This window comes from Paracoccaceae bacterium, from assembly GCA_033344815.1.
Classification (GTDB): domain Bacteria; phylum Pseudomonadota; class Alphaproteobacteria; order Rhodobacterales; family Rhodobacteraceae; genus Roseobacter.
In genome coordinates this window covers 4,209,950-4,227,411 of record JAWPMR010000001.1, presented here as the reverse complement: position 1 = coordinate 4,227,411, position 17,462 = coordinate 4,209,950, and the positions used below count along the sequence as shown (strand labels likewise).

The 17,462-nt window shown below is 54.1% G+C and carries 23 protein-coding genes; 13 read left to right on the top strand and 10 right to left on the bottom strand.

All coding sequences use genetic code 11. The features are described 5' to 3' along the window. Positions 1-448: 448 nt before the first annotated feature. The 4 genes from R8G34_19615 to R8G34_19600 all read left to right on the top strand — a co-directional run bounded on the left by R8G34_19615 (position 449) and on the right by R8G34_19600 (position 2,691). Positions 449-745, top strand: a complete 297-nt coding sequence (locus R8G34_19615; GenBank protein MDW3225063.1) for a hypothetical protein — start codon at positions 449-451, stop codon at positions 743-745. 99 nt (positions 746-844) lie between these two features. After that, entirely contained in the window at positions 845-1,093 is a 249-nt protein-coding gene (locus tag R8G34_19610; protein ID MDW3225062.1) for a ParB N-terminal domain-containing protein, read from the top strand. Between the two features lie 114 nt (positions 1,094-1,207). After that, a complete protein-coding gene (locus tag R8G34_19605) occupies positions 1,208-1,444 on the top strand; it encodes a hypothetical protein (GenBank protein MDW3225061.1) in 237 nt (78 codons plus the stop codon). Between the two features lie 122 nt (positions 1,445-1,566). Continuing rightward, positions 1,567-2,691: a beta-ketoacyl-ACP synthase III gene (locus tag R8G34_19600; GenBank protein MDW3225060.1), complete on the top strand. Its 1,125-nt coding sequence runs from the start codon at positions 1,567-1,569 to the stop codon at positions 2,689-2,691. Positions 2,692-2,712: 21 nt separating this feature from the next. Here the strand turns inward: R8G34_19600 and R8G34_19595 are convergent, their stop codons facing one another. Beyond that, positions 2,713-3,177 (bottom strand): hypothetical protein, encoded by a 465-nt coding sequence (locus R8G34_19595; GenBank protein ID MDW3225059.1) that lies wholly within the window; start codon positions 3,175-3,177, stop codon positions 2,713-2,715. 287 nt (positions 3,178-3,464) lie between these two features. Here R8G34_19595 and R8G34_19590 point away from each other — a divergent pair, with 287 nt between their 5' ends. Next, the gene (locus R8G34_19590; protein ID MDW3225058.1) at positions 3,465-4,046 is read left to right on the top strand and encodes a thymidine kinase; all 582 of its coding nucleotides are present in this window, start codon (positions 3,465-3,467) and stop codon (positions 4,044-4,046) included. 4 nt (positions 4,047-4,050) lie between these two features. Here the strand turns inward: R8G34_19590 and R8G34_19585 are convergent, their stop codons facing one another. From R8G34_19585 to R8G34_19565, 5 genes are all read right to left on the bottom strand, one after another. Beyond that, complete coding sequence (locus R8G34_19585) at positions 4,051-4,989, bottom strand: D-glycerate dehydrogenase (GenBank protein ID MDW3225057.1); 939 nt, start codon at positions 4,987-4,989, stop codon at positions 4,051-4,053. Between the two features lie 11 nt (positions 4,990-5,000). Further along, on the bottom strand, positions 5,001-5,339 hold the full coding sequence (locus R8G34_19580) for a tRNA-binding protein (GenBank protein ID MDW3225056.1): 339 nt from the start codon (positions 5,337-5,339) through the stop codon (positions 5,001-5,003). Continuing rightward, positions 5,332-6,147, bottom strand: coding sequence for a pyrroline-5-carboxylate reductase (gene proC, locus R8G34_19575; protein MDW3225055.1), 816 nt, complete (start codon positions 6,145-6,147; stop codon positions 5,332-5,334). Before proC ends, R8G34_19580 begins: the two co-directional genes overlap by 8 nt. Positions 6,148-6,183: 36 nt before the next feature. Beyond that, positions 6,184-6,684: a YbjN domain-containing protein gene (locus R8G34_19570; GenBank protein MDW3225054.1), complete on the bottom strand. Its 501-nt coding sequence runs from the start codon at positions 6,682-6,684 to the stop codon at positions 6,184-6,186. A gap of 293 nt (positions 6,685-6,977) precedes the next feature. Further along, positions 6,978-7,220, bottom strand: coding sequence for an accessory factor UbiK family protein (locus R8G34_19565; GenBank protein MDW3225053.1), 243 nt, complete (start codon positions 7,218-7,220; stop codon positions 6,978-6,980). A 94-nt stretch (positions 7,221-7,314) separates the two neighbouring features. On the opposite strand from R8G34_19565, the gene lgt reads away from it, so the two are divergent. From lgt to pgeF, 3 genes are read left to right on the top strand one after another with little or no spacing between them, the layout of a single operon-like run. Next, the gene (gene lgt, locus R8G34_19560; protein MDW3225052.1) at positions 7,315-8,199 is read left to right on the top strand and encodes a prolipoprotein diacylglyceryl transferase; all 885 of its coding nucleotides are present in this window, start codon (positions 7,315-7,317) and stop codon (positions 8,197-8,199) included. Then, positions 8,196-9,254, top strand: a complete 1,059-nt coding sequence (locus R8G34_19555) for an SAM-dependent methyltransferase (protein ID MDW3225051.1) — start codon at positions 8,196-8,198, stop codon at positions 9,252-9,254. Before lgt ends, R8G34_19555 begins: the two co-directional genes overlap by 4 nt. Then, positions 9,251-10,006 carry a peptidoglycan editing factor PgeF gene (gene pgeF / locus R8G34_19550; protein ID MDW3225050.1) on the top strand — a complete coding sequence of 252 codons (756 nt, stop codon included), beginning with the start codon at positions 9,251-9,253 and terminating at the stop codon, positions 10,004-10,006. The genes R8G34_19555 and pgeF overlap by 4 nt, the downstream gene beginning before the upstream one ends. A gap of 380 nt (positions 10,007-10,386) precedes the next feature. On the opposite strand, the gene R8G34_19545 is transcribed toward pgeF, so the two are convergent. Continuing rightward, positions 10,387-10,887: an Lrp/AsnC family transcriptional regulator gene (locus tag R8G34_19545; protein MDW3225049.1), complete on the bottom strand. Its 501-nt coding sequence runs from the start codon at positions 10,885-10,887 to the stop codon at positions 10,387-10,389. 199 nt (positions 10,888-11,086) lie between these two features. Here R8G34_19545 and trxB point away from each other — a divergent pair, with 199 nt between their 5' ends. Together trxB and R8G34_19535 are read left to right on the top strand one after the other, a co-directional pair. After that, positions 11,087-12,088 carry a thioredoxin-disulfide reductase gene (gene trxB, locus R8G34_19540; GenBank protein MDW3225048.1) on the top strand — a complete coding sequence of 334 codons (1,002 nt, stop codon included), beginning with the start codon at positions 11,087-11,089 and terminating at the stop codon, positions 12,086-12,088. A 198-nt stretch (positions 12,089-12,286) separates the two neighbouring features. After that, on the top strand, positions 12,287-13,606 hold the full coding sequence (locus tag R8G34_19535; GenBank protein MDW3225047.1) for a cytochrome P450: 1,320 nt from the start codon (positions 12,287-12,289) through the stop codon (positions 13,604-13,606). 236 nt (positions 13,607-13,842) lie between these two features. On the opposite strand, the gene R8G34_19530 is transcribed toward R8G34_19535, so the two are convergent. From R8G34_19530 to R8G34_19520, 3 genes are all read right to left on the bottom strand, one after another. Then, positions 13,843-14,718 carry a PhzF family phenazine biosynthesis protein gene (locus tag R8G34_19530; protein ID MDW3225046.1) on the bottom strand — a complete coding sequence of 292 codons (876 nt, stop codon included), beginning with the start codon at positions 14,716-14,718 and terminating at the stop codon, positions 13,843-13,845. 73 nt (positions 14,719-14,791) lie between these two features. Next, positions 14,792-15,016, bottom strand: a complete 225-nt coding sequence (locus R8G34_19525; GenBank protein MDW3225045.1) for a DUF1150 family protein — start codon at positions 15,014-15,016, stop codon at positions 14,792-14,794. A gap of 4 nt (positions 15,017-15,020) precedes the next feature. Continuing rightward, entirely contained in the window at positions 15,021-15,434 is a 414-nt protein-coding gene (locus R8G34_19520) for an Hsp20 family protein (protein ID MDW3225044.1), read from the bottom strand. Between the two features lie 158 nt (positions 15,435-15,592). On the opposite strand from R8G34_19520, the gene R8G34_19515 reads away from it, so the two are divergent. The 3 genes from R8G34_19515 to R8G34_19505 all read left to right on the top strand — a co-directional run bounded on the left by R8G34_19515 (position 15,593) and on the right by R8G34_19505 (position 17,459). Continuing rightward, positions 15,593-15,817, top strand: a complete 225-nt coding sequence (locus R8G34_19515; GenBank protein ID MDW3225043.1) for a DUF465 domain-containing protein — start codon at positions 15,593-15,595, stop codon at positions 15,815-15,817. 93 nt (positions 15,818-15,910) lie between these two features. Continuing rightward, positions 15,911-16,399 carry a 5-(carboxyamino)imidazole ribonucleotide mutase gene (gene purE, locus R8G34_19510; GenBank protein MDW3225042.1) on the top strand — a complete coding sequence of 163 codons (489 nt, stop codon included), beginning with the start codon at positions 15,911-15,913 and terminating at the stop codon, positions 16,397-16,399. Beyond that, a complete protein-coding gene (locus R8G34_19505) occupies positions 16,392-17,459 on the top strand; it encodes a 5-(carboxyamino)imidazole ribonucleotide synthase (GenBank protein MDW3225041.1) in 1,068 nt (355 codons plus the stop codon). Before purE ends, R8G34_19505 begins: the two co-directional genes overlap by 8 nt. The last annotated feature ends 3 nt before the right edge of the window (positions 17,460-17,462 follow it).

Below are 17,462 nucleotides of genomic sequence, written 5' to 3'. Positions count from 1 at the left end.
GTCACTGATGAGGAAATCTTGTGGATTGCGTCAATCTTAATAAGTGTTCTTGGAAATCTTGGTAATTTCGAAGAACTGTGATGGGCTTTCCATGACGGCGGCTTCATTCTTTTTGGCAAATCAACGCTTTTCGCATATCAAATCCTGCACAACCAAAACACCCGGATCATTTAAATACATCGATCAGAGCGGGTTGCTGGTACCCTGCATGAGCAGAAAGTACTCAGGAGGTTTTTCAACCAGATCCGCGATGTGATTCCTATTGTGATTTTCTTCAAACGCGTCCCCAATATCAGTTTTAGAAATTTCAAGCCGAGTAAAGAAATCTACGGGAGGCAGCTGCTGGATTAGCCAGCGATGGGTCTCGCATTACGCGAGGGTATTCTTGCAGCAAAGTACTCCGCTGCTGTTGGTCGCTTATGCACCTCGAAAGCCAGCAGGCGCAAAAATGGAACTGCGTTCAGACTGGTGCGGTAACCGTATCACTGGCCTGCTGGTCGATACCTTCTGCGCCACATCTGATTGTATTTTCGGGATCATCTGTGCTGTTTCTATTGTTAGAATAGCGGACATACACCGCCGCATCCGAACAAATGTATGGTTCGTCGGGCATGCAAAAGACGGGCACGATGTTCTGAAAATAAGCCGAATAAGCTCTGTCATCATTTTTGAACTGGAGCTTTCAAGCCGGAGCATTCAGCAAAGCGTGTCACGGTGGGAATTTGTCAAAGCAAAGCACCAGTAACGATCAAAAATGACAAAACAGGTTTTCAATTGCAAAATCGGGATCGGTGGTTGCAAATTTTCTCTAGCCATACTTCTGCAAACCCTGCACAGTCCCGGGATGCTGGACAAACAATCCGTTTTAATATGCGATATCAGGGTTCCCGCCAAACGGGCGCGCACCTTGGATCCTGCCAAGGTACAAACCCTTGCCGAAGACATCATCGAGAACGGACAAACCACGCCAATTCAGGTGCGAACAGATGGCAAAGGGTTCATACTTGTCGAAGGTTTACACCGGTTTGAAGCGCTCCGCGCCCTGGGTGAGACAGAAGTCATGGCCTATCTTGTACGCGCCCGATTGCATTGAACAATGGATGCCACAAATACGACGAAATCGGGTAATCTGTTCAAGACCCCAAAGTCATACAACCCTATGTTCATGTCACTGCCGATATGCGCGTTCTTGATCGCCTGCGCGCCAATGCCAGAAAGCACAGAAACTACGCTCCCGTTTTTCGGCACCGGTTACCGTTTTGATGGCGATGTCTGCCGACGGTTGGGCGAGGACGCCTATACCAATCAATTCCTTGATGACGCGTCCGATCTGGTCGCCTGCCCCGGCGGCACCGAAAGCACAGACATTTTTGCAAAGGATGCCAATGCGACCGAGCTTGCGCGCCGCGAAGGCTACATTCTGTTCTCCGTACCGAGGCGTTAAGGGTCGGCGCATCAACGCTCCTTTGGTGAAAACCGTCCCGGCCATGCGTTACACCATTCGGTCCGGCTTGACCGCATGGTCACTTTGCGTCCAAAACTGTCCCCTCTCAGGGAGGCTTCCAGATGTATACACCCGCCATAACCGGAACCGGGGTTTTCACACCGCAAAATGTAATCAGTAACGCTGAGCTTGTGATGGCTTTCAATGCGTATGTCGACTTATTCAACGCACAAAACGCGGATGAAATCACAACGGGTGCGGTGACGGCCAAGGAGTATTCTTCCGAGGATTTCATCTTTAAAGCTTCTGGCATCAACCAGCGATACGTCATGGATAAATCCGGCATTCTGGATCCGACCGTTATGCACCCTCTTTTGCGGCAACGCCGCGATGACGAGCCATCCCTCATGGCGGAGATGGGATTGGATGCAGCCCAAAAAGCACTCGATATGGCGGGCACGTCCGCGCAGGACGTCGGGCTGGTCATCTGTGCAGCCTCCAATATGGAACGCGCCTATCCGGCGGTCGCCATAGAAATTCAACAATTGCTCGGGGCCGGAGGATTTGCATTCGACATGAATGTCGCCTGCTCGTCTGCGACGTTCGGCATTCAGGCCGCGGCAGATATGGTGCGATCAGGCAGCGTCAAAAACGCTCTGGTGATCAACCCGGAAATCTGCTCTGCTCATCTGGAATGGCGCGACAGGGATTGCCACTTTATTTTTGGCGATGTGGCAACTGCAACCCTGATCGAACGCAGCGAAGACGCTGAAAACGCTTATTTTGAGATCAAGTCTACCCGATGTGCGACCCAGTTTTCCAACAATATACGCAACAATAACGGATACTTGCGCCGCTCCCGCCCCGCCGGGATGGCAGACAGGCGCGACATGCAGTTTATGCAAAACGGGCGCAAGGTTTTCAAAGAAGTGTTGCCAATGGTTTCTGAACACATTGCCTCACACATGAAGGATGCGGGCCTGAATGCCGACGACCTAAAACGTCTTTGGTTGCATCAGGCAAACAAGACCATGAATGACTTCATCGGGCGCAAGGTATTGGGGCGCACACCTACGCCAGACGAGCAGCCAAATATCTTACAGGATTATGCCAATACATCATCGGCAGGGTCCATCATCGCATTTGCCAAACACTCCGGTGGCCTCGCAAATAAGGACAAAGGGCTGATCTGCTCTTTTGGCGCGGGTTACTCTGTGGGGTCTGTTCTGGTTGAGTGGCACGCGTAAAGCAGGCGCAAGTAAACCGCTTCAAGCCTTGCCGTGGTCGTTTTCCAGGTGAAGCTTCATATCTATCAGAACCTGTTGCAAAAGCCCGGTTTCGCGCAGCAAGCGCTTGGCTTCATTGACGGTGATTTTGCCGTCCTCCATTGATTGCTGATACTCTCCCATGAGCATTGCGAAACGCTGGCTGAGGGCAATGACATCCGCGTTCACTCCGCCAGGACGTTCATCATTGGGCCGCCGCTCATCATATTGCAACGAAGACCCGGAAAGTTCGGCCAGTGCACCGGTGACATGCGGGTATTTTGCAGCCTGCTCGAGCAGAGCAACCGTTTCGATCGGCATATAGCGATCAGAATGCTCATCATGATCAGAGTAGTATCGGCCCAAAGTAGCCTTGGATTTTCCTGTGATTTCACAGGCCTGTTCTATGCCGACATCCTTTACCAGCGACTCAGTATGTTTTTTCAGATATCTGCCAATCGCTGTCATATCGTCCTCATCCAACTCAAATTTTAACCATTCTTCACAAGGGGGAAAACCGTTGAGACTTTTCCATTAATCGGATGTCAGGGAAATGTCATTTATAAAAGTGCTCCCAATGTTCGGGATTTAATAAGTAGCTGGTGTTCCCTGCACCGGTATTCGGGTTTGAGCTATGTTGCGCTCTGCCGACTTGGGAACGGTGGGTTGGCAAAATTGCCGACAGCCGCGCACTAGCTCTTGTTTAGTGGCTTTGGATGCTTGCAGCACCATTGAGCGCATCTTATCAAGCATGTATGGCCAAGCTCTATTTCCATTATTCGACGATGAACGCGGGCAAATCAACCGTGCTTTTGCAAGCTGCGCACAACTATCGTGAACGTGGGATGACCCCTTATCTTCTGACCGCTCAATTTGACAACCGCGCAGGTGACGGACGGATTGCCTCACGCATCGGGATCGGCGAGCAAGCGGACACCTTTTGTCCAACTGATGATCTGTTTGAGCGTATTGCCAACCATCAGAAAAAGCAGCCGATTGCATGTGTTTTCATTGATGAAGCCCAATTCCTGACAGAACAACAGGTCTGGCAACTGGCGCGCGCTGTCGATGATCTGGCTGTCCCCGTCATGTGCTTCGGATTGCGCGTTGATTTCCGTGGTCAATTGTTCCCTGGATCTGCAACGCTCTTGGCTCTGGCGGATGAATTGCGCGAAATCCGCACCATTTGCCATTGCGGGAAGAAGGCGACAATGGTGATCAGGATGGATGCGGATGGGAACGCGATGCGCGACGGCGCGCAGGTACAGATTGGAGGCAATGAAACCTACGTCTCGCTGTGCCGTCGCCATTGGCGCGCCGCGGTCGGCGACACCTGAAACCTTAAACCTTGTTTGGCGGCGTTTGACCGGCAAAGAATGCCTCAAGGTTAGTAACAGTCATCATGCCCATGTCTTCGCGCACTTCCAAGGCAGCCGTCCCGATATGGGGCAGCAAAACTACGTTTTCCATAGCCTTCAACGCCTGCGGCACGGCGGGTTCAAACTCATAGACATCCAAGCCTGCGCCACCAATCTGACCTTGCAAAAGCGCATCAATCAGCGCCGCTTCCTCCACCACGTTACCGCGCGCGATGTTGATCAGATGCGCGTGACTTTTCATTGCCCTCAGCACCTCGGCATTTATCAGATGGTGCGTCGAATCCCCTCCAGGCACCGCAATCACAAGGACATCAACTGCTGTAGCCAAATCCAGCAGGCTCTCTCTGCGCTCTGCCGGGAAATCAAGCGTCTTGGCGGAGCGACTATGATAGGCAACGTTCATGCCAAACCCAAAATGACAGCGTCGCGCAATCGCCTGCCCAATCCGTCCCATGCCGACGATACCGACCGTTTTTCCGCCCAGGTGCATACCCAGAAGTTGCGTTGGATGCCAGCCGTCCCACTGCCCCGCGCGTAGCAATCGTTCGCCCTCGCCAGCACGGCGCGCACTCATCAGCATCAGGGTCATCGCGGTGTCTGCCGTTGCATCCGTCACTGCCCCCGGCGTGTTGCTGACTGTTATGCCCGAGGCAACAGCTGCATCCACGTCGATGTGGTTATACCCAACACCAAAGTTCGCCAAAATCCTGCAACGCCAGGATGGTTGCGCGGCAAAAATTTCCGCCGAGAACATATCGCCCAATGTTGGTACTACGCCGTCATAGTCGCTGAGCGCACTGCGCATTTCCTCAACGCTGAGGGGGGAGGTCATCGCGCGTACCGTCAGGTCAAAGAGCTGCGCGGCTGCGTCTTGCACCGTTTGTGGCAACGGCCGGGTCATAAAAACTTTGGTCAATGCAATCGTCCTCCGTTGGGCACTTTGGCGTCGGGTGTGATCAGTACGATTTCACCCGTTTCATCCGGCAAGCCCAGCACCAGCACCTCAGATAAAAACGGCCCGATCTGGCGTGGTGGAAAATTCACCACAGCCAAAACTTGTTTGCCAATCAGCGTTTCAGGATCATAGTGGGCCGTGACTTGTGCGGATGATTTCCGCTCGCCGATATCACCCCCAAAATCAATCCACATCTTGATCGCGGGTTTGCGTGCCTCTGGAAAGGTTTCGGCACGCAGTACCACACCGCACCGCACGTCGACTTTGAGAAAGTCGTCAAAGCTAATGTTATCCATTTGCAAGTTCCCGAGATCTGTCTGCAGCCGCCTTGACTGCGCGGTTCAACAGCGCGGGAAATCCTTTTACTGGATCCATCAATACGTCAAGAGCGGCCTGCGTCGTGCCGTTCGGCGAGGTGACGTTGACCCGTAGTTGTGCGGGATCTTCTTCAGATGATTGTGCCAAGGCACCCGCGCCCGCAACCGTTGCCTTCGCCAATTGCATTGAAAGGTCGGCAGGCAAGCCTTGGGCCATGCCAGCCGCCGCCATGGTTTCTATCATGTGAAATACATAAGCGGGGCCAGAACCACTCACTCCCGTCACAGCGTCAATTTGCGACTCATTTTGCAACCTGACAACTTCGCCAACCGCGCTCAACAGCATTTCGGCCTCTTCGAGGGCGGAAGATTCTACGGCAGCATTGCCAATGATTGCTGTAATTCCACGCGAAATTGCCGCTGGCGTATTGGGCATCGCGCGTACAATCGGCGTTTCTGGGCCAAGAATGTGCTCAAAGGAAGCAATTGTTATGCCCGCGGCCACGCTGACAAAAACGGTTTCCCCATTTCCCATTGCCTGCAACGTTGGCAAAGCCTCCGCCATCATCTGTGGTTTTACCGCGACAAGCACGAGCGCAGGTTTGGCGGGCAAACTGGCATTCACCAATACGCCCGTAGACAAAAGCCACTCTGAGGGGTTGGGATCAACAACCGAGACAGAGGACGATGGTAAACCCTGTGCGAGCCACCCAGCCAACATCGCCGATCCCATCTTGCCGCATCCCAGCAGAACGAGCCCCTGGCGCGCGATACGACTGTCGTTCATGTTTTTATGCCCCCCGCAAAACGTGTCGGGGGATTGTTACGCGCGACCGTAAGCCTCTGCAATGGCGACCTGCAGAGCCTGCGTCGGAGTTTGATTGCCCCAAACAAGCAATTGCATGGCGGGATAATACCGTTCCGCGCTCATCACCGCAGCGCCGATCATGGTGTCGATCTGATCCGCGCTTGCAACATGACCGCCCGCCATGACCAGACCATAGCGATAAACCATGAGCTTTTGCTCGTCCCAATACGTGAACGCGCCGGCCCAGCATTGATCGTTGATATGGTTCAGTAGCTCATAAAGTTCAGATCGCTTTTCGTCCGGTGGCTCCATATCAAAGGTGCAGATCATCCTTAACGTTTCGTCATAGGCCGACCAGGCCAGTGTGAGGGAATAGGTGCGCCACTGGCCTTCTACGGCCATTGCGATCTGCTCATCCGAGATACGGTCGAAATCCCAATCGTGGTGCGCCGCTAGATGCTCAACGATATCGATGGGGTGAATATCATCTTCCAGATAATGCTCTGACAGGGCCATTGTGCCACCTCTTTTTTCGCGCTAGCGTCACAGGCCGGTGACGGCCCCCAATGCTAGGTGCCTGCTCTACAGACCGGGGCGAGCCCCCATGCCTATACAAGATATGGTGCGGTGTGAACGATGCTGTGGCAACCCCTATTCTTGTGGGAAACCGCAATAAGTTGTGGATGAAAGGCGTGAACACGCAAAATATAACCAATCGTAACGATTGGTGACCCACTTTAACCATTTATTAACTGCAAAGTTGGCGTTCCGCGCGCCAGAACCTGTTCGGGCGGAGCGCCAGAGTCGGTTTAGCTCTTGGCTTCAAAGGCGTCGAGGCGCGCTTTGAGAGCGTCATTCTCTTCGCGCGCTTTTTGTGCCATGGCACGTACCGCGTCGAACTCTTCCCGCGTAACAAAGTCGCGATCCGCGAGCCATCGGTCCATCATGCTTTTCATGGCCGTTTCTGCTTCGTCGCGCGCGCCCTGGGCCACGCCCATCGCATTGGTCATCAACTGCGATATGTCGTCAAAGATTTTGTTGCGCGTTTGCATTGATCCACTCCGGCTGTTCACAATTGTTATATGGGACCAAACCACGCCCGCTGCAAGGTTGACAAGCGATCCAGACAAAAGGAAAGGATGCGCCATGCGTGCGACTCTGCCCTTTCCCGAAATTTCGCCGGAAATCTTTTCGATTTCCATCTTTGGTTTTGAACTGGCGCTGCGCTGGTATGCTTTGGCTTACATCGTTGGGATCCTCCTGGGTTGGCAATTGGTGGTGCGCGCCGTCAAAACGCCAAAACTGTGGCGCAACGATGCGCCAGTGATGAGTGCGCCTCAAATCGAGGATTTGCTGACATGGGTCATTATCGGTGTGATTCTTGGGGGGCGGATCGGTTACGTCACTTTTTATCAACCAGAGTACTTTCTGAACCACCCGGGAGAAATCCTTGCCGTCTGGCAAGGCGGCATGGCCTTTCACGGAGGGCTTTTGGGCGTGATTCTGGCTGGGTGGATATACACGTGGCGTCATAACATTCCCCGCCTCAGCGCGGCGGATATCATGGCGCTGGGAGTGCCGCCCGGATTGTTGCTCGGACGACTGGCGAATTTCATCAACGCAGAACTCTGGGGACGGCCTACCACATTGCCTTGGGGTGTCGCGTTTCCTACAGAGGCCGCGCAGTTTTGCCCCGATGTTGCGGGGATCTGCGCGCGCCATCCCTCGCAACTCTATGAAGCCGCTCTTGAGGGCCTCCTGGTAGGGGCAGTCCTGATCTGGCTTGTCTGGCGATCAGGCGCATTGAAGAAACCCGGTTTGGTCGCTGGCGTCTTTTTTGCTGGATACGGTCTGGCACGTTTCACCGTCGAATTTGTCAGGCAACCCGACGCGCAGTTCATTTCAGACAGGAACCCCTTGGGTCTTGCATGGCACGTCGCTGGCTGGGGGCTTACAATGGGGCAAATCCTGTCCATTCCGATGATCTTGCTAGGTGTATGGCTCGTTACCCGCGCGCGTCGAAGACCATGAAACTGCACGATCTCATTTGCGCCAGGATTGCCCAAAACGGTCCCATCTCTCTCGCTGACTATATGGTGGAGTGCCTTCTGCACCCGGAATTTGGGTACTACACGACGCGGTTACCTATCGGTGCCGCAGGCGATTTTACCACTGCACCGGAAATCAGTCAGATGTTTGGTGAACTTGTCGGCCTCACGCTTGCTCAAACGTGGATCGACCAAGGACGCCCAGAACATTTCGTGTTTGCGGAACTGGGTCCTGGTCGCGGCACTTTGATGAACGATGCGCTGCGTGCCACGCGAAATATCCCCGGTTTTCACGCGTCCGCCGAAATCGTTTTAGTCGAAGCATCACCCAGATTAGCGGCCATGCAACGCGATGTTCTGTCAGGGTTTTCCGTGACACATCTATCCCGCGTCGACGCCTTGCCGGTAGCGCCGCTGTTTCTGATCGCCAACGAGTTCTTTGACGCGCTGCCCATTCGACAATTCACCCGTGGGTCAGTTCATTGGCGCGAAACGCAGATTGGTTTGCAGGACGGCGCCTTGGCACTCGGGTTGAGTCCGGAACTCCCGCAACCGACGCTGGCGGATAGGCTGTCAGAAACGAAACCCGGGCACGTGATTGAGTATTCACCAGGCGCAGCACCAATCATGGCATCCGTAGGCCAAACGATTGCCGATCATGGCGGCGCGGCATTAATCCTGGATTACGGCGATTGGCGCAGCCTTGGAGATACGTTTCAAGCCGTGCAAAACCATCAAGTCGTGCCTCCTTTAAGCGATCCGGGCTGCGCCGATCTGACTGCACACGTTGACTTCGAGGCTCTGGCACAAGCAGCGCTCTGTGCTCACACGCGCATGACACCTCAGGGTGTCTTTCTGGAACGGATTGGCATTTCACAACGCGCACAGAATTTGGCAGCAAACCTGCAGGGACCAGCGCTTGACAGCCATATTAAAGCGCATCGACGCTTGACGCATCCAGATGAAATGGGAAATCTGTTCAAAGTGATGGGTCTGTTTCCCGAGGGCAGTCCGCCACCACCGGGTTTGGAAATATGACATTAGAAATACTGACATCTGAAGATCTTTTACCCTTGAAACACGGCTTCTTCACGCGTCGCGGCGGAGCATCTTCGGGTGTATTTGCAGGTCTGAACTGCGGCCTCGGGAGTTCGGATCAATCCGAAATCGTCGCAATCAATCGCGCGCGGGTTGCCAACGCAATGGACGTCCCGACCCACATGCTGCTGGGTGTTCATCAGGTTCACTCCAACAAAGCGATCACAGTGGCCGGAGCCTCAGACAAAAAGCCTAAAGCCGATGCAATGGTAACAGATACGCCTGGCCTCGCGTTGTCTGTTCTGACGGCAGATTGCCAACCCGTTTTGTTTGCAGACGTTGAAAATCAAGTCATCGGCGCAGCGCATGCCGGTTGGCGTGGCGCACTTGAAGGTATCCTCGAAGCCACGATTGACGCGATGTGTGGTTTAGGAGCGACGCGCCAAAAGATCGTGGCCGTGATTGGCCCCACCATCTCGCAACGCGCTTACGAAGTAGGACCTGAGTTTTTTGAGATTTTTATTGCCGAAAACGATGGTTACGCCCGTTTCTTTGCAAATGGTGAAGGAGATCGTCTGCATTTTGATCTCCCCGGCTTCGGGTTACACCGCCTGCGCGAGGCAGGAATTGGGTCGGCAGAATGGACACGTCATTGTACCTATGCAGATGCGGAGCGGTTTTATTCTTATCGCCGCACAACCCACGAGCAAGAAGCCGATTATGGTCGGTTGATTGCCGCCATCACTCTTTAGGGAGGCGCACATCGCGGCAATTCGGTCCCCGTACAAGGCAGCAACCATATGTTAGCTGCCAGAATGTCCTGCACTAAGATTAATGTGTTTTTAAGGCCGCAAGAGACCGTCTTTCAGAAACATAAAACCTAGCCAATCTAAGAAAATGAAGTTCGGTATTGCTCACTTCGGTTAGAGTAAGCGGAATTGTAGGCGGCTTTGACGTTCGCGGTTCCACCTTTCCCTTGAACCTCGTAACAAAAAAACGAGTGGCGCTTTTCATCTCGAACGGAATTCAAAAAGCGGGTCGCTGAAGCGTGTTCAAAGGATGGTCATTTCGAAAAGCAACTGTGCGCTACTTGATCTTTCCCAATACGTGCGATGAGGTTCTTCGGTCCTTTTCAGGCGGAGTTTTTGAGCCGCTCTTCCAGTATTTCGAAAGGCACACCGGGTTCATCCTTGGCGCCCCGAATAACAAGGGAAGTCTTAACGCTTTCCACATTGGGCGTTGTCAGCAAATCACTTGTAAGAAATCTCTGAAACGTCGACAAATCGGGCGCGGCGCATTTCAGAACAAAATCCACTTCGCCGTTGAGCATGTGACACTCGCGCACCAAAGGCCAGGCTCTGCACCGGTCCTCAAATGCTGTCAGATCCGATTCGGCCTGGCTGGCGAGACCAACCATCGCAAAAACCTGCACCTCAAAGCCAAGCTCGCGCGCATCAACATCCGCGTGGTAGCCTTTGATAAATCCCGCTTCTTCCAATGAACGCACTCGGCGCAGACACGGCGGGGCAGATATGCCAACACGGTTCGCCAATTCCACATTGGTCATGCGGCCGTCGGCTTGAAGTTCCGCAAGGATTTTTCGATCGATGGAGTCCAGTCGAGTTCCAGCCATTTCGCCCCCAAGATTTTCGGTTGTTATAACAGCGACCACAGCGCGCGCAATAATATTTCGCATTCGCGCAAGATTCTTTCCACAAGTGTTCAGTTTTGTGGCATGACCCGATGTTCTTCGGCGATACTAGGGGGGTTTAAGCTTGCCCATCCCCGCTATATATCAAACGCTGCTGCGGTGCATTTTATTGGGGGTCCCTATGGCCGAAACTAGACAAACACGCGTCCTCATCATCGGATCAGGGCCGGCTGGCTACACGGCGGGCGTCTATGCGAGCCGTGCCATGTTGAACCCAATTCTCGTTCAGGGGATCGAACCAGGTGGACAGTTGACGACCACCACCGAGGTTGAAAACTGGCCGGGCGACAGCGAAGTACAGGGTCCCGATCTGATGATACGCATGCAGGAACATGCCAAAGCCATGGGCACTGAAATCATCGGCGACATCATAACCGATCTGAATCTTCAACAGCGCCCGTTTGTGGCAAAAGGCGACAGCGGCACAACATATATCGCGGATGCTGTCATTCTGGCGACAGGAGCCCGTGCGAAATGGCTGGGCCTGCCCTCAGAGGAAAAATTCAAAGGCTTTGGAGTTTCAGCCTGTGCCACCTGCGATGGATTTTTCTATAGAGGGCAGGAAATTGTCGTGATCGGGGGTGGTAACACTGCGGTCGAAGAAGCCCTGTTCTTGACGAATTTCGCCTCAAAAGTCACCTTGGTCCACCGTAGAGACGAACTGCGCGCCGAGAAAATCCTCATCGACCGTTTGATGAAAAATCCAAAAATCGAACCCTTGTGGTTTCATGAACTCGACGAAGTGCTCGGCACGGATGCGCCCCTTGGCGTCGAATCAATCCGCGTCAAACACACCCAAACCGGCGCGCTCACGGAAATCCCGGCCAAGGGGGTCTTTGTCGCCATCGGGCATGCCCCTTCAAATGAATTGGTCAAGGACGTGCTGGAAACCCACATGGGCGGCTATGTTGTCACGAAACCAGATAGCACCGAAACTTCTATCCCCGGCGTGTTCGCGGCCGGTGACCTGACAGACCACAAGTACCGGCAGGCTGTCACCTCTGCCGGTATGGGATGCATGGCAGCTTTGGAAGCCGAGCGCTTTCTGGCCGAAAACGAGGACGGCGCGGTGTCGTCTGCCCATGAACCCGTGGTGCAAGTTGCAACAAGCGCGGCCGAATAGCCGTTGCCGATTGATCAGAATCTCGCGCGCTTGCGAGGATGTCCGACGCCGCGCCATATTTTTGATTTTGGTAATCTTGGGCGCTGTCGGTGTTGCGTGCGTACGCTCCGTTAACACGCTTCACACTTCCTGATCGGATAAACCAGACCGTGCCGTCCGTGGCGCGTTCTGAATACTCCTTTCGGCGAGGTCCTCTTCATGCCCACCAAAACCGCTCTGGCGCACATCCCCGGCCCTCCGGCAACTCCCCTTATTGGTCACACGCTTGAAATTGTGCGCGACGCTTATGGGACGCAGCAGGAGTACATCAAAAAGTTCGGTTCAGTCTACAAAGTCAACATGCTGGGCGTCTGGCGGGTAAATCTGTGCGGGGCTGATGCCATGCAAATGGTGCTCTTGGACAAGGAGCGCAATTTCTCCTCCCAAGGCGGCTGGGACGCCCTGCAGCGCATCTATCCCGGGGGTCTGTTGTTGCAGGATTTTGACCACCACCGCGCCAATCGGAGGATCATGCAGGCCGCATTCCGTGCCTCCGCGATCCGCGATTACCGCTTGCGCATGGCAGATGCGATGAAGGTTTTGTTGGATGCATGGCCTGACGGCGAAGCGTTCTGTTTTTACAAGGCTGTCAAAGCCTTGACGCTCAAGTTGGGCGGCGCTGTTTTCATGGGACTGCCGCTGGACGGCACCTTGGCCAAAAAGGTAAACCGCGCCATTGAAGACGAAATCAAAGCCTCTGTCACGGCTGTGCGCAGCCCTATCCCATTCACGCCGATGTGGCGTGGCGTCAGGGGTCGCAGATTTTTGATCGAAACGTTTCGCACCTTGATTCCGGAGCGCCGCGCGCAGGGAGGTGATGACTTCTTTTCCCAAATGTGTGTTGCCAAGGATGAGAACGGCCAAGGTTGGAACGAAGATCAAATCCTCGAGCAATTCAACCTGTTGATCATGGCGGCACATGACACCACAGCCACCGCGCTGTCCGTTATGATTGCCGCTTTGAGTGAACACACTGACTGGCAGGATCGTCTGGTCCAAGAGGTTTCAGAGCTTGGCGATGGCCCGCTTGACGAAGAGGCCTTGGGCAAGATGGAACAGACCAATCTGGTTTTTCGAGAAGCACTGCGTTTGGTCCCACCGGTACCTTTTATCCCTCGGCGGGCCATCAAAGACTTTGAATGGAACGGCTTCACTATTCCTGCGGGCACATCCGTGTCGCTCAATCCGGGGGTGACGATGCTGTCGCCAGAATATTTTAGCAATCCTACCCAGTTTGATCCCGAGCGATTTTCCAAAGAGCGCGCAGAGGACCTGAGCCACCGTTTTGCCTGGTCTCCGTTTGGCGGCGGTGCGCACAAGTGCCTTGGCATGCATTTCTCAACCATGCAGATCAAACTTTTTGTGGGAACACTTTTGCGCGAACGACGCGTCAAATTGGCGGGTCCGCCTCCAGATTGGCACCGCATGCCGATTCCGAAACCAAAAGGCGGGCTACCTGTCATATTGACCAGAGCGTAGGAGCACTGCAGGCGGCGTGAAGACCACTCGATGCCTGATATTCGAGAACCAGTGCGGCAATGTCAAAAGTCAGGAAAACGCTTCGCTCGTTTTGAACAGCTATTCTAGTGCGGGGTTGCGGCTTTCCAAAGCCACTTCAACAGCAAGTCTTATTTTCGCACTTACCTCATCTGGAGCGCGCAACTAGTCAACGACAGCACGCAAAAGCCATCTCATAAGTGGTTTTCCTGTTTTTCCTAGGACGGTAAAAAAGCTGTGCCTGACATGACAATCGTCCCCTGCCCTGCAACCTCTACTCCGGAAATAGCGTCCCGATCCCCCAAAACGCAGACATTTGCTTGCCCGGGTCGCCCCATGCCATGCCCCTGCTCGGCAACAAAATCCCGTTTCGTGATCATATCGTTTTTCCAAAGATACGCGGCCATGGCTCCTGTCGCAGATCCCGTGAACGGATCCTCTGGTGGACTCGGAGGCGCAAGAAGCAAACGGCTAAACGTGTTCCCCTGAAGAGTAGCGCCTGACAGCGTCACCCAGAAAGGCTCCATCATGTCGATTTCAGGTTGCTTAAGGTATCGACCAAGAGCCGCCAACGCTTCAACGTTCAGGACAAGACGCTCCAGCGCCGTGCGGTCTTTCACGACCGTCACGCAAAACGGCAGCCCAGTGGACACGACTTGAGGCTCACCGATGATATCACCCGGTTCCAACCCACCAACAGCAGCCACTACGTCGGCGGGAACTGTCGTGCCAAATACCGGTGCGATCTGGGTCATCTTGACGTGATTGCCATGGACTTCGACCGGGATGATACCCGCCTGTGTTTCAAGTGTTAAAACGCCATCGCCCACCAAGCCCCGGGCGCGCAGAGCCATCACCGTCGCCACAGTCGGATGCCCTGCGAAAGGGATCTCCCGGCTTGCCAGAAAATACCTCACGCTTACATCGGCAACTTTGGATGGACCCGTGAATGTGCATTCCACCAGCGAGGTTTCTTTCACGTAAGCCATGCAGGTTTCGTCGGGCAAAACCGCGCCGCCATGGACGACAGAACATCCGTTGCCGCCAAACGGCACGTCTGAAAATGCATCAACCCAATCGAAATCAAATTTCATGAAATCTCCTTAAACAACAAAAGGCCGCAGCGGTCTGCGGCCTTGACATCATTTTCCTTCGGACAACTGATCGCTAGTGCACCGCAACGGGCGCATAGTCATTTTGCCGCGCCAACCGAAATGCCAGGCTACGGTCTGCCACAAGAGCCAATTGCTGTCCGTCGCTGTCATGCACTGCATAGAGATGGTCCAGATCGCCGGCTTGATCACGCACTTCGCTGGGCAACTCGGTCACATCAACTGCTTTGACATAGACGATGCGGTTTTCCGTCGGCGCTGTTTCATATGGTTCTTGCATGTTGTTACCCTTTCTTGATGTTGATGGTCTTAACAACGGTCTGTGGTTTCGCGCGGCTGAGGTCTACATGAAGCAGGCCATTTTCGATAATCGCTTCACCAACTTCGACGCCGTCCGCTAAAACAAAACTGCGCTGAAACTGTCGTGAGGCGATACCGCGATGCAAATACACGCGCCCCTCGTCATCATCGTTTTGGCGCCCTCGGATCACCAACTGGCGGTCTTCCACAGTGATCGAAAGGTCATTTTCACCGAAACCGGCCACAGCCAGCGTAATCCGGTATGAAAAATCCGATGTCTGCTCGATATTGAAGGGAGGGTACCCTTCGTTACCGGATTTTGCGGTACGTTCCAGTAAGCGTTCAAGTTGCTCAAACCCCAGCATATGAGGATAAGAGGCGAGGGTCATTTTCGTCATGCGACACGTCCTTATTCGTCAAGCGACAGTCAGTTGCAGATCCCGTTGTGGCAATCCTTAAAGTAAATATGGGTAGCATTGAGGCCAGACGCAAGGGCTATGCGCAGAGATGGTGAATGCCTATGATGTTGTTGAACGTACAAACGGAATCACCTTGCATGAACGCCCCAACCGATCTGTCAATGAAAACGGAGGAAGTCCTGCGGGTTGAGCTTGCCGTGTTTCGACGAGAGCACCGCGATCTGGACGAAGCCATTCAAGCCTTGAGCGAAAAAGGCATGGGCGACCAGCTGACCTTGCAACGCCTCAAAAAACGCAAATTGCGCCTGAAGGACGTCATCGCCCAAATCGAAGACCGCCTCACACCCGACATCATAGCCTAAACCCTTTTCCATTCGTGTTTTTCTGCACATTGCCTACGCTCCGTGTTTGGCTATAGTGCCGCTTCGAAGAAGTGGGCCAGGGGAGCCTTTGACATGACCGAACCCGTTGTCGGAATAATCATGGGCAGCCAGTCGGATTGGCCCACGATGCGCGAAGCCGCAGGTGTGCTGGATGATTTAGAAGTTTCCTACGAAACGCGGATTGTGTCCGCACATCGCACGCCAGATCGCCTTTGGGACTATGGCTCAAAAGCGGCCGACCGCGGCTTACAGGTCATCATAGCAGGCGCAGGGGGGGCCGCGCATCTGCCGGGCATGATGGCTTCCAAAACGCGGATCCCAGTCGTGGGCGTTCCTGTGCAAACCAAGGCACTCTCAGGCGTGGATTCGCTTTATTCCATTGTGCAAATGCCGCGTGGATATCCCGTCGCTACCATGGCCATTGGCGCGGCTGGGGCGGTAAATGCCGGGCTTATGGCGGCTGGTATTCTGGCTTTGAAGGATAAAGCTTTGGCGATCCGCCTGGATACCTGGCGCGCGGATTTATCCGCCTCTATTCCCGAGGCACCACGCGATGAATGAACCGCTACTCCCCGGCGCAACGATCGGTATTCTGGGCGGCGGCCAACTAGGGCGTATGTTGTCAGTTGCAGCGTCAAGGCTTGGCTTTAAAACACATATTTTTGAGCCCGGGGCTGAACCGCCTGCAGGTCAGGTGGCAGATCGCACAACAACAGCCTCATATGAGGACGCCGCAGCGCTTACCGAATTCGCGCAAAACGTGGACCTTGTGACTTATGAGTTTGAGAACATTCCTACATCCGCATTGGATATCATAGAAAAAACGGCCACAATCCGCCCCGGTCGAGAGGCACTTCGGGTCAGTCAGGATCGTTTGACGGAAAAGACATTCTTGCAGGATCTGGGCTTGAAAGTCGCTCCCTTCGCTGACGTGACGGACCGCGACGGGCTTGAAAAAGCGGTTCAGATCGTGGGCACACCTGCCATCCTGAAAACCCGCCGCTTTGGGTATGACGGCAAAGGGCAAGCACGCTTGAAAACCTCAGCGGATACACCCTCGGCGTGGGCCGTCATCGCCGATCAACCTGCGGTCTTGGAAGGGTTCGTAGAGTTCACCCATGAGGTTTCGGTCATTGCAGCCCGCAGCGCGCAAGGCGATGTCGCGTGTTATGACCCGGGCGAAAATGTTCACCGCAACGGCATCCTCCACACCACGACCGTACCCGCACGTCTGAATGCGTCCATGCGCACGGATGCTGTTTTGATAGCCGCGAACATATTGAACGCGCTCGATTATGTTGGTGTACTTGGCGTTGAATTGTTTGTCACGCGCGATGGCTTGATCGTGAATGAAATCGCGCCGCGCGTGCACAACTCTGGTCACTGGACCCAGAATGGTTGTGCAGTGGATCAATTTGAACAGCACATCAGGGCTATTGCGGGATGGTCGTTGGGCAACGGATCGCGATATGCCGATGTCACGATGGAAAACCTGATTGGTGAGGACGTCGACAAGATTCCGAAGCTGGTCCAAGAGGCCAATTGCGCCGTGCATCTATATGGGAAATCCGATACGAAACCGGGTCGCAAAATGGGCCATGTCAATAGAATTATTGAATAATTC

Coding starts and splice junctions, on each gene's coding strand:
- R8G34_19615 (MDW3225063.1), top strand. CDS start 449: ATGGAACTGCGTTCAGACTGGTGCGGTAACCGTATCACTGGCCTGCTG.
- R8G34_19610 (MDW3225062.1), top strand. CDS start 845: ATGCTGGACAAACAATCCGTTTTAATATGCGATATCAGGGTTCCCGCC.
- R8G34_19605 (MDW3225061.1), top strand. CDS start 1,208: ATGCCAGAAAGCACAGAAACTACGCTCCCGTTTTTCGGCACCGGTTAC.
- R8G34_19600 (MDW3225060.1), top strand. CDS start 1,567: ATGTATACACCCGCCATAACCGGAACCGGGGTTTTCACACCGCAAAAT.
- R8G34_19595 (MDW3225059.1), bottom strand. CDS start 3,177: ATGACAGCGATTGGCAGATATCTGAAAAAACATACTGAGTCGCTGGTA.
- R8G34_19590 (MDW3225058.1), top strand. CDS start 3,465: ATGGCCAAGCTCTATTTCCATTATTCGACGATGAACGCGGGCAAATCA.
- R8G34_19585 (MDW3225057.1), bottom strand. CDS start 4,989: ATGACCCGGCCGTTGCCACAAACGGTGCAAGACGCAGCCGCGCAGCTC.
- R8G34_19580 (MDW3225056.1), bottom strand. CDS start 5,339: ATGGATAACATTAGCTTTGACGACTTTCTCAAAGTCGACGTGCGGTGC.
- proC (MDW3225055.1), bottom strand. CDS start 6,147: ATGAACGACAGTCGTATCGCGCGCCAGGGGCTCGTTCTGCTGGGATGC.
- R8G34_19570 (MDW3225054.1), bottom strand. CDS start 6,684: ATGGCCCTGTCAGAGCATTATCTGGAAGATGATATTCACCCCATCGAT.
- R8G34_19565 (MDW3225053.1), bottom strand. CDS start 7,220: ATGCAAACGCGCAACAAAATCTTTGACGACATATCGCAGTTGATGACC.
- lgt (MDW3225052.1), top strand. CDS start 7,315: ATGCGTGCGACTCTGCCCTTTCCCGAAATTTCGCCGGAAATCTTTTCG.
- R8G34_19555 (MDW3225051.1), top strand. CDS start 8,196: ATGAAACTGCACGATCTCATTTGCGCCAGGATTGCCCAAAACGGTCCC.
- pgeF (MDW3225050.1), top strand. CDS start 9,251: ATGACATTAGAAATACTGACATCTGAAGATCTTTTACCCTTGAAACAC.
- R8G34_19545 (MDW3225049.1), bottom strand. CDS start 10,887: ATGGCTGGAACTCGACTGGACTCCATCGATCGAAAAATCCTTGCGGAA.
- trxB (MDW3225048.1), top strand. CDS start 11,087: ATGGCCGAAACTAGACAAACACGCGTCCTCATCATCGGATCAGGGCCG.
- R8G34_19535 (MDW3225047.1), top strand. CDS start 12,287: ATGCCCACCAAAACCGCTCTGGCGCACATCCCCGGCCCTCCGGCAACT.
- R8G34_19530 (MDW3225046.1), bottom strand. CDS start 14,718: ATGAAATTTGATTTCGATTGGGTTGATGCATTTTCAGACGTGCCGTTT.
- R8G34_19525 (MDW3225045.1), bottom strand. CDS start 15,016: ATGCAAGAACCATATGAAACAGCGCCGACGGAAAACCGCATCGTCTAT.
- R8G34_19520 (MDW3225044.1), bottom strand. CDS start 15,434: ATGACGAAAATGACCCTCGCCTCTTATCCTCATATGCTGGGGTTTGAG.
- R8G34_19515 (MDW3225043.1), top strand. CDS start 15,593: ATGAACGCCCCAACCGATCTGTCAATGAAAACGGAGGAAGTCCTGCGG.
- purE (MDW3225042.1), top strand. CDS start 15,911: ATGACCGAACCCGTTGTCGGAATAATCATGGGCAGCCAGTCGGATTGG.
- R8G34_19505 (MDW3225041.1), top strand. CDS start 16,392: ATGAATGAACCGCTACTCCCCGGCGCAACGATCGGTATTCTGGGCGGC.